Source organism: Corallococcus sp. CA054B (assembly GCF_003611625.1).
Lineage (GTDB): Bacteria > Myxococcota > Myxococcia > Myxococcales > Myxococcaceae > Corallococcus > Corallococcus coralloides.
On the sequence record NZ_RAVY01000277.1, the window covers coordinates 1 to 9,715 of the forward strand.

The window sequence follows — 9,715 nt, forward strand, 5'->3', positions numbered from 1 at the left end:
GGCTGGGGCAGGGCCGGGCGGAGCCTCCGGGGCTTCTCCGGGACGCCGGTGGGCGGCTCCATCAGCCGGGACGGGAAGAGGGGCGACTCCCCCAGCCGGGCCAGCTCCTCGCGGAGCTCCTTCGCCACGGCGGTGGCCTCCGTGGGCCTGCCCTTGCGGTCCTTGGCGAGCAGGGCCTCCACCAGCGACACCAGCGACGCGGAAATCCCCGGACGCTGCGGCGTGAGCGGCGGCGGAGCGTCATACAGCACCGACTCCATCACCGAGCGGCCGCGCTGGATGGGAAACGGCCGGCGTCCGGCGAGCAGCTCGTAAAGACAGACGCCCAGCGAGTACAGGTCCGCGCGCTCGTCCAGGACCTCGTCGCGGATCTGCTCCGGGGACATGTACGCCAATTTCCCCATCACCACGCCGGAAGTCGTCTGCGTGCCTTCCGACGTCTTCACGATGCCGAAGTCCGCGATCTTCACCGTGCCGGTGTAGGACAGCAGCAGGTTGTCCAGGGACACGTCGCGGTGGATGAGCTCCATCCACTTGCCCGACTCCGGATTGACGAAGCGGTGCACGTACGCGAGCCCGTCACAGGCCTGCGCGATGGCATCCAGGATGGGGCCTGGCGGTAGCAGCTCCGGCCGGCTGGCCGCGTGGATGTGCGCGAGGCTGGAGCCCGCGACGTACTCCATGGACAGGTAGACCTGGTCGTCGATGACGCCCGTCTCCAGCACGCGCACCACGTTGAGGTGGTGCAGTCCGGCGGCGACCTCCGCCTCCCTCAGCAGGCGGCGGCGGAAGCGGATGTCGGCGGCGTGCTCGGAGTGGATGCGCTTGAGGACGACCGGCTCTTCCCAGCCCTCACGTTCCGCGAGCGAGACGCGCCCCATGCCGCCTTCGCCAATGTCCCGCAGGACGCGGTACGGCCCGAATCGCTGGACGTCGTTCATTCCGGCGCAAGCCTACCGTCACTCGCGCCCGGAGCGCAGGATCACGCCCTGGGTTCGCGGCTGGACCGGGACGAGAAGTCGGCCGGCTGGGGCTCCTCTTCGGCCCCGATGCGGCCCTGGCCACTGCCAGAGTGCTTGGAGCCCGAGGACCGGGAGCTGTCGCCCGTCGCCACCCGGCCACGGCGGGAGGCCTCCGGGATGTCCCCGTCCAGCAGCTTCGCGAACAGGTCGCGGATCTTCTCGGCGAACTTCTCCAGGGGGGTAGACGGCTTCGACTCGGGCGCGCCCGCTGCCCCGCTGTCCGGGGGCACGAAGCTGCACGAGACGGAACCCGAGTGTCCGCCCCCCATGCCCCTCGCGCTGGAGCCGGAGGCACAGGGCCGCGCCTCGCCGCCGTCACCCACCGGGCCGCGATGGAGGCGGTCCTGAATGGAGCCGTCGAGCTGGGCCGGCAGGGCGCCACCCTGGAAACCGTCCGGAAGATCCTTGTAGCCCTGTGCACCGCGGGAACCCCCCCGGCCACCCGCGAGGATGCTCTGTCCGGACGCGCACTTGACCGGAGGCGTGAGGGGCTGCTGTTCGATCTGCGGGAGGGTCGACAGCGGGCGGGAGATCTTCATGTGACTGGCACCTCAGGACGGAGTTCCTGAAACCATCATCGGACCTGGCGCGTTCGGAGTTTCCTTGGAGTCCAGGAAAGCCCAAGAGGCGTCTGGGATGCGGCGCGTCAGCGTTCAAAGGCAGACAGCCATCCCGGTCCTGCCAGAGGTCAGTCGCGCCCAGCCCGCCTCGGGCCCGGGGGATCGCTCTGCGTGCCACCCGAGTTGCTTCGACCGCCCGCGCGGATGCTGCTGCCCGAGGCACTCGTGCCGGCGCCCTCGTGGCGCCCGCGGATCCCCGAGGGGCCTTCCGTGTCCTTGAACTTGTCCTTGTCCTCGATGCCTTGTCCGCGGCTGGAGCCGCTCGAGCCGACGCGGATGCTGCTGCCTGAAGCACCCTGTTTGCTTTCGCCCGCGTTCGTACTGGCCACCGGCCCGTCGAAGATGTCGGAAGGGGACTGCGTCGCGGGAGGCTTCGGCGGGACCGGCTGCGGTACGGAGGGGCGCGGCTGAGAGGTCGGCGAAGCGGGCGGAGATGACGGCGGACGGGAGATCTTCACGGAGAACCTCGGAGGGCGGAAGACGTCCCATCATCATCGCCCGGGGCCTGTCCCGGGTTTCCTGTGTCGCTGGGAAGACACGGAACAGGCCCTGCGGGGCATGACGCGTCAGGCTATTGGCTCAGCGGGACGGCCCACAGCGAGAAGCCCGGAGCGCCAGGCAGGGCGCGGAAGAAGATGTGTTCGCCCACTCGTGTAAAGGCAGCCGCTTCCGCCGGAGTCTTGTTCGCGGTCAGGGAGTCCACCGCGTGCGTGCCCTGGACTGTCCCGTCCGTGATCCAGACATTGCCCTTCGCGGAGAACAGCAGCCGGCCGGAGTCCAGGGCCATGAGCGGCGAATGGAACACATCCGGCCGGGTGAGGCCGGAGGCCAGCCGCCGCGTGCCCGCCGCGGTGCCATCCGTCACCCACAGGTCCACGTCGCGAGGCGTCTGGACGGTCGCTCCCAGCGTCCGGGCGAAGTAGATGCGACCGCCCACCGTCACCGCGTTGCGGAGGCCAGGCACGGCCTTCGTGTCGTCCGCGTAGGGATTGGAGAGGATGGTGACGCCCTCCTTGGGCCCACCGGCCATCGGCAGCCGCCAGAGCTTCGAGTGGCCGTCCTCGGTGCGTGTGAGCACCGTGGCGAAGCCTCCGGCGACGCCCAGCAACTGGCCGTCCCGGCCGAACGCATCCAGCCGCAGCGTGCCGGCCTCCGTGCCGTCCGTCTTCCAGACCTCCAGGCTGGGGCCCTCATCGGTGAGGGGGAACACCACGGTGCCGTCCACGACCTGGGGCGGGAACAGGGCCACGTCCGCGGACGCATCCAGCCGCTTCAGCAGCCGGGTGCCCTCGGGGGTGCCGTCCGTCCGCCACAGGCCCGTGCCGCCCACCGTGTCCTGGAGGGTGAACAACATCGACTCGCCCAGACGCAGGGTCCACGGGATCGTGCCCTGGTACCGCCCCGGAATGCCGAAGTTTTTCAACTGGACCGTCCCGGCGGCCGTGCCGTCCGTGCGCCACAAGCGCACGGTCTCCTCGAAGTCATCGGTGAAGAACACGCGGATGCCGGAAGCGGGGAGCACCACACCCGGGCCGCCGGTGAGGCGGCCAAAATCCAGCAACTGGACCGTGCCCGCCGCGGTGCCATCCGAGCGCCACAGCTGCGTCGTGCCGCCCTGGTCGTAGGGCGCATGCCGGAAGAACGAGAGCGCGCCGTTGAGCTCCGTGATGTTGAACTGGTTCGAACCCTCCGGGCCCGGGTTCAGGTCCACGACAGGCCGGGTGCCCTCCGTCGTCCCGTCGCTCACCCAGAGCTCCCAGCCCAGTGCCGGCTCGAAGAGGTGGAAGAACAGCCGCGAGCCCAGCGGGGTCATCTGGCCGATCCGTAGGCCGCCCAGGATGGCATTCGTCGGAGGGAAGGCCTTCACCACGACGGTGCCCGCATCCGTCCCGTCGCTCTTCCACAGGGCGATGCGCTGATCCTCCTCCTGCACCACGAAGTAGAGCGTGCCCGCGACGTCCGTCAGCAGCTCGGGACGGGGCTCCTTGTCCAGCCGCGTCCCCGGAGTCCGGCCCGAGGGAAGCACCTGCTTCACCTCCCGAGTGCCCCACGCCGCTTCCATCCGCGCCTGGACTTCCGTCCCATCGCGCAAGGGCCCCGGGTCCACCGCCTCCGGTCCGGCACCGCACCCCAGCACGCTTCCCGCCGCCACGACCCACCACCACGACCTCATCCGCATGTCCGCCTCCCCAGCCCCCAGATGCGAGGAAGGTGCTTCGGGGCGGACACACGACGACCCCGCCCTGCGGGACAATGCGGCTGCTTGAAAGACAACGGAGGCTACGCGGGAGCGGCGGGTGTGCCCTGGGGCAACGGGAAGGCCGGTCGCTGTCGGCGACCGGATGGAGCGCTGCCCGCGCGGACACGCTCGCGACGGTGAGCTGTGCGGAAGACTGCGGCTTTCACGTCCGGGGGCATATGCGTTGGATGCTTGGGCTGCTGCTCGTTGTCAGCTGCGCGCCAGCTGGAGTGCACCGGCTAACGCCCGAGGAGGTGTGGCGGGAGGCGGGAACGACCGGCGCGTGCAGCGATGACACGCACGACGTCTGTACCGCGGCGGTGTGTGCCGACGAGAGCTGCGCGCTGTACCGCTGCGACGACCTGGAGCCGGGGCGCGTGGTGCGAACGCGCGGCGCCATGGTGGCGCCACTGCTCGTCGCGCCTGGCAGTGGGGCGCAACGTAACTGGGGAAGCGCCCAGGGACTTCCGGGCGATTCGCAGCCCGTCATGGTCTTCCGCTGGTACAGGCGAGAGCCGCTGCCCAGTGAGTTGCGCCGGCAGCAGGCGATGGACGAGTGGGCCCGCCGACCAAAGGAACGGCACCACATCTTCCCCCAGGCCTTCGAGGGGCGCTTCGCTCGCAAAGGCATCGACGTCCACCAGTACGTGATTGCCATAGACGCTGAGCTTCATCACAAGATTCACCGCGGCGAAGCAGGCGGGCCGTGGAATAGCGAGTGGGCGGAATGGCTTCGCCTGAAGCAGAACCGCGCCCGGAAGGTGGAGTACTTCGAGCAGGCGTCGGCCATGATTCAGAAGCACGGGCTCTTCGGCCTGACCATGACGTACTGGCAAATCGTTGACCTGAGCCCTCAACCCGTGAGGGAGGACTGATGCGGTACTACGAGGTGCGCGCGTCACAGGGCCCATGGCGCTGGACCGGGCGCTACGAGGCGGAGCACCGCTGGATGTTGCCAGGGGTGGACTGTCCGCATTGCGGCACGTGGGCGGACACGGGTGCTTACCCGACGGTGGACTTGAGCGGGACGGGAGCGCTTGCGGAGGAACTCGAGGGGGCGCTCTGGCCCAGGAGCATCGCCGAGTACAGGCGCATGGCAGCAGCGGTCGCACCGTTGTTGGCGGCAGACCAGGAGCTGGCGCCAGGGGGCGAGTTCGGCCCGCTTCGGGGCACAGCCTCCGGAGACTTCGGACCGTTGACGGCCTGGCCTGGCTGGCAGCTGCTCGTGCGTGAGGATGCGCGTGCAGCATTGCACGGCCCGCAGCTGCAGGGCCTGCACGTGGTGCCGGCAGAGCTCCAGGGGAGCGCGGGACAGCTGTACGAAGTGGAGGCACGGCCTGTCGGCCACGCTCACCACGATTCGGTGATGCCGAGCAGCCCGTCCTGCGACGTCTGCGGCCACCAGGGGGGCTTCGACCTGGCCAACGACTGGGCGCTGGATGCAGCCTCCCTGCCATCGGCCGACGTCTTCCGCATACGGGGAACGGGGGTGCTGGTGGTGTCCGAGCGCTTCGCCGCGCCGCTAGACAAGCTGGGTCCGAGCGACATTGAACTGCGCGAGGTGCCGCAACGCTGACGTGGCCGTGTCTGGAATAGCGCGGAGAGTCCTTGGTGACTTGAGAGTCCCCACCGAAGCGGGTGACGCTCACCCTGGCCAAGGCCCGCCGAACTTTCTGTTACCCACCGGAGGAACTCATCCGGAACGAGGACTAGGGGCTGTCCCTGATTACCGCAGCCAAAGAAGCATGGAAGCAACGTGCAGGACGGCGAGGTAGCTCTTCGCCGTCTTGTCGTAGCGGGTGGCCGCAGCCCGAAAGCGCTTGAGGTCGTGGAAGAAGCACTCCACCCGGTAGCGCAACCGATAGAGGGTGCGGTCCAGCGCAGGCGGTTGCTTCCTGCTGGGATGGGGATGAATGACAGGCGTCATTCCCACCTTCAGGGCGTTGGCGCGAATGCGCTCTGCGTCGTAACCGGTGTCCGCGATGAAGGCCTTGCCCTCGGCGTGCACCAACAACTCCTCGGCCATCGTGGACTCATGTTGCTGGCCGGGCGTTATTTCGAGGTGGAGCGGCTTACCGCCCGCCGTTGTGACGGCGTGAACTTTCGTTGAAAAACCTCCTCGAGAACGCCCCAGAGCATTTCTTCGGACCCCCCTTTTCCGCCCGAGGCGTCCTGATGCGCCCGGACGACGGAAGCGTCTGCCAGCGAGCCGAGCTCATCCACCGGAAGTCGCAGGGCCTTGAAGATGGCTTCCCAGCGCCCGACTTGCGCCCAGCGGTGGAAGCGGTTGTAGACGGTCTTCCAGTGGCCGAATCGCTCCGGAAGGTCCCGCCATTGCACCCCAGTCTTCACGCGCCAGATGACGGCGTTGATGAAGTCGCGGTCCCCTCGCTTCGAGGGTGGGCCGCTACGCGAGCCCAGCAAGGGCTTGATGCGGCTCCACTCGGCATCGCTCAGTTCATGTCGGCGCACAGCCAGCGTTGATCATGCCTGACGCTGGCTGGCAACCTCCTGGTGCCCCTCAAGGCCGGGTCCAACGCCCGTGTTTGATCCACCAGGTTGATTTTCGGGCCGGAGATCAGGGACAGCCCCTAGCGGGCGTCCACGCCAATCACGTCTCGTACGGAGGCGAAGCCGTCCCGGGCCAGCAGGGCGCCCAGCTCCGGGAGGATGCGGTCCACCATGCCCGGGCCCTCGTAGATGAATCCCGTGTAGACCTGCACCACGGTCGCGCCCGCGCGCAGCTTCTCGTAGACGTCCTGCGCGGTGAACACGCCGCCCACGCCGATGAGGGGCAGGGCGCCCTGGCTGCGCTGGTAGGCGCGGCGGATGACGGCGTTGGACAGCTCGCGCACCGGGGCGCCGGACAGGCCGCCGGCCTCCTTCGAGTGCTTGTGCTCGAAGGGGCGGGTGAGGGTGGTGTTGGTCGCGATGAGCCCGGACAGCCCGCGCGCCAGCGCCACGTCCACCACCTCATCCACGGCCTCCGGCGTGAGGTCCGGGGCGATCTTCAGGAACAGCGGCGTGCCCGGGGCCACCTGGTCCATGCGCTCGCGCACGGCGAGCAGCAGCGCGGACAGCGCCTCCGGCTCCTGCAGCTTGCGCAGGCCCGGCGTGTTGGGCGACGACGCGTTGACGACGACGTAGTCCCCCAGCGGCGCGAGCGCGTCCACGCACGCCACGTAGTCGTCCACCGCGCGCTCCAGAGGCGTGTCCTTGTTCTTGCCGATGTTCACGCCCAGCGGGCCGGGCTTCCACTCGCGGGCCTTGAGGCGCTCCGCCGCGGTGGCCGTGCCGTGGTTGTTGAAGCCCATGCGGTTGATGACCGCGCGGTGCTCCGGCAGGCGGAACAGGCGCGGCTTCGGGTTGCCGGGCTGGGGCTTCGGCGTGACGGTGCCAATCTCCACGGCGGAGAAGCCGCAGGCGAACAGCCCGTCCACGGCCTCCGCGTCCTTGTCCAGCCCGGCGGCGAGCGCCACCGGGTGGGCGAACTTCAGCCCCGCCAGCTCCACGGACAGGTCCATGGGCGCGCGGCTCAGCGTGTGCTCGCGCATCGCGCGGCAGCGGGCGTTCCACTTCCCCAGGGCCGCGAGCCCCGACATGCCCAGCCGGTGCGCGGGCTCCGGGGGCAGGCTGAAGAGCAATGCGCGAGTCAGGCCGTACATGCGTCAGGCCGGGATGAAGGACGCCTCGCGCGCCCACGCGAGTGCCTGGTCCACCTGCTCGGTGCTGAGCAGGCCGTTGGACTCGACGATCTCAATCTCCCGCCGCATGTCCGTCTCCAACAGGTAGGGGCCGTCCGTGTTGATGGTGAACTTCACCTTGCGGTCCCAGAACGTCTGCATGATGTGCTTGAGCTCCTGCAGGTCCGCCACCGCCTTGGTGTGGATGTTGGAGGTCGGGCACAGCTCCAGCGTGATGTTGTTCTCGCGCAGGATCTTCATCGCGGACTCGTCGTAGGCGGCGCGGATGCCGTGGCCGATGCGGTGGGGCTTGAGCTTCTCCACCGCCGCCATCAGGCCGTTGGCGCCCGTGCCGGCCGTCTCGCCGGTGTGCACGGTGCACTTGAGGCCCGCCTTGCGCGCCCGGGCGTAGAGGTCCTCGTACTCAGAGAGAGAGGACTTGTGCTCCATCGCGTCGCGCTCCGTGCCGGCCAGGTCGATGCCGTACACGCCGCGCGAGCGGTACTTGATGGCCTTCTCCACGATGATGCTGTTGAGCTTGTGGTCGAACTCGCGGGCCAGGCAGAAGATGAGGCCCACCTTCACGCCGTACTCCAGCGTCGCGCGGTCCATGCCCCGCAGCGCCGCGTGGATGATGTGGTCCAGGTCCAGCTCGCTGGAGAGGTTGCGCTTCATCGGGTTGAAGCGCAGCTCGATCTGGGTGACGCGGCTGCCCCGGTACTCCTTGCCAATCACCTCGTAGACCGAGCGCTCGATGGCGCTGGGAGACGATTGGATCTTCTCCGTCCAGGTGTGGAGGATCTTCAGGTAGTCGTCGAGGCTGCCCACCTTGCCCGGACGGGAGGTGATCAGCTCGACGAAGTCGAAGTAGTTTTTGACGGGGAGCTTGAAGCCCTGCTGGTGGGCGATGGACCACAGGATGTGCGGAGCCACCGCGCCACCCACGTGGATGTGGAGGTCAATGAGGTCGCGAACCATGGCGGCATGTATGCACAGCCACGGCCACGCGTAAAGCTATCGGCGCAGCAGCACGTAGACGGCGCCGGCCCCGCCGTCCTGCGGACGGGCAGTGGAGAACGCCAGCACCATCCGCTCCAGTCGCTTCTGCGACAGGAGGTCCCTCACCGCGTCCTTGAGCACCGGGATCTGATCCTTGGAATTCAAACCGCGCCCGTGGACGATGAGCACGCAGCGGCGCTTGGCGCGGCGGCTGTCGGACAGGAAGCGCTCCACGGCGGCCTGGGCCTCGCGCTGCGTCTTGCCGTGAAGGTCCAGCCGGTCCTGCACGGAGAAGTCGCCCCGGCGCAGGGAACGCAGCAGGTTGGGGTCGGTGCCGGGGGAGGCGCCCTCGAAGGACTCGTCCGTGCCGGTGAAGGACAGCGGCCCGTCCACGGCGACCAGGTCGGAGAGCTGCGCGAGCGCCTCCGCGTTCTCGTCGATGATCTCCGGCAGACGCGGGTTCGTCTTGGGGGCTTCCCCGCGGTTCGTGATCTGCTGCACGCCGTCCATGGCGGAGAAGAAGAGGCCCACGTCGTCGTCTTCCGGACGCGCCTTGGGGGCCTTCGTAGCCTTGTGCACGACGGCCTTCTTCTTCGCGGCCTCCGCGGCGACGGCGGCCTCCTTCTCCTGCTTCTGCTGATCCTGAAGCGTCTTGATGGCGGACTTGAACGGGTTGTTCTGGAACTCCGCTTCCTTCTTCTTGGGGGGACGCTGGCTCATGGGATTCCTGTCTTCTAACCCGGGCTACAGGCCGCGCAGCCTGCGGATTTCCTCGTAGGCGTCGCGGACGGCCTGGAACCGGCGGGCGGCCTGCTCGGCGGCCTTGGGCGCGAGGTGGCTGGCCTTGTCCGGGTGGAAGCGGGCGGCGAGCTTGCGGTAGGCGCTCTTCACCTCGGCGTCGGTGGCGTCCGGGGGGAGGCCCAGCGTCTGGTAGTGGGCGGTGGCGTCGCCCAGGTGCTGTTCGGCCAGGGCCTGGACCTTGGCGTCGGGGACGTCCAGGCCTTCGGCCATGCGCTTCAGGGCTTCGCGTTCGGAGCGCTGGAGGGGGCCGTCCGCGAGCGCCATCTCATAGAGCGCGTCCAGCAGGCGAAGCCGTTCGCCCGAAGGCAGGGAGTCCAGGCAGGAGGCGAGGGCGGCGGGGGCGTCCAGGGA

9 protein-coding genes and 1 pseudogene are annotated in these 9,715 nt (G+C 68.8%); 2 read left to right on the forward strand and 8 right to left on the reverse strand.

Translation table 11 applies throughout. The features are described from left to right. From D7V80_RS38045 to D7V80_RS38055, 3 genes are all read right to left on the reverse strand, one after another. On the reverse strand, window positions 1–941 hold a 941-nt coding region (locus tag D7V80_RS38045; protein WP_147447354.1), incomplete at its 3' end, for a serine/threonine-protein kinase. Between the two features lie 41 nt (window positions 942–982). Then, window positions 983–1,561: a hypothetical protein gene (locus tag D7V80_RS38050; protein ID WP_120592726.1), complete on the reverse strand. Its 579-nt coding sequence runs from the start codon at window positions 1,559–1,561 to the stop codon at window positions 983–985. A gap of 652 nt (window positions 1,562–2,213) precedes the next feature. Then, a complete protein-coding gene (locus D7V80_RS38055; RefSeq protein WP_120592727.1) occupies window positions 2,214–3,821 on the reverse strand; it encodes a hypothetical protein in 1,608 nt (535 codons plus the stop codon). Window positions 3,822–4,069: 248 nt separating this feature from the next. Here D7V80_RS38055 and D7V80_RS38060 point away from each other — a divergent pair, with 248 nt between their 5' ends. Further along, the gene (locus tag D7V80_RS38060; RefSeq protein WP_233586038.1) at window positions 4,070–4,756 is read left to right on the forward strand and encodes a TIGR02269 family lipoprotein; all 687 of its coding nucleotides are present in this window, start codon (window positions 4,070–4,072) and stop codon (window positions 4,754–4,756) included. Next, window positions 4,756–5,457: a double-CXXCG motif protein gene (locus D7V80_RS38065; protein WP_120592729.1), complete on the forward strand. Its 702-nt coding sequence runs from the start codon at window positions 4,756–4,758 to the stop codon at window positions 5,455–5,457. The genes D7V80_RS38060 and D7V80_RS38065 overlap by 1 nt, the downstream gene beginning before the upstream one ends. Before the next feature lie 150 nt (window positions 5,458–5,607). Here the strand turns inward: D7V80_RS38065 and D7V80_RS44060 are convergent. From D7V80_RS44060 to D7V80_RS38095, 5 genes and pseudogenes are all read right to left on the reverse strand, one after another. Then, window positions 5,608–6,353: pseudogene (locus D7V80_RS44060) on the reverse strand (IS5 family transposase). A gap of 119 nt (window positions 6,354–6,472) precedes the next feature. Beyond that, window positions 6,473–7,546, reverse strand: coding sequence for a quinone-dependent dihydroorotate dehydrogenase (locus tag D7V80_RS38080; RefSeq protein WP_120592730.1), 1,074 nt, complete (start codon window positions 7,544–7,546; stop codon window positions 6,473–6,475). A gap of 3 nt (window positions 7,547–7,549) precedes the next feature. Then, window positions 7,550–8,542 (reverse strand): adenosine deaminase, encoded by a 993-nt coding sequence (gene add / locus D7V80_RS38085; RefSeq protein WP_120592731.1) that lies wholly within the window; start codon window positions 8,540–8,542, stop codon window positions 7,550–7,552. Window positions 8,543–8,578: 36 nt separating this feature from the next. After that, entirely contained in the window at window positions 8,579–9,283 is a 705-nt protein-coding gene (locus tag D7V80_RS38090) for a Smr/MutS family protein (RefSeq protein WP_120592732.1), read from the reverse strand. Window positions 9,284–9,307: 24 nt separating this feature from the next. Next, window positions 9,308–9,715 (reverse strand): DnaJ domain-containing protein (locus D7V80_RS38095; protein WP_158616770.1); only part of this gene is annotated, 408 nt, incomplete at its 5' end.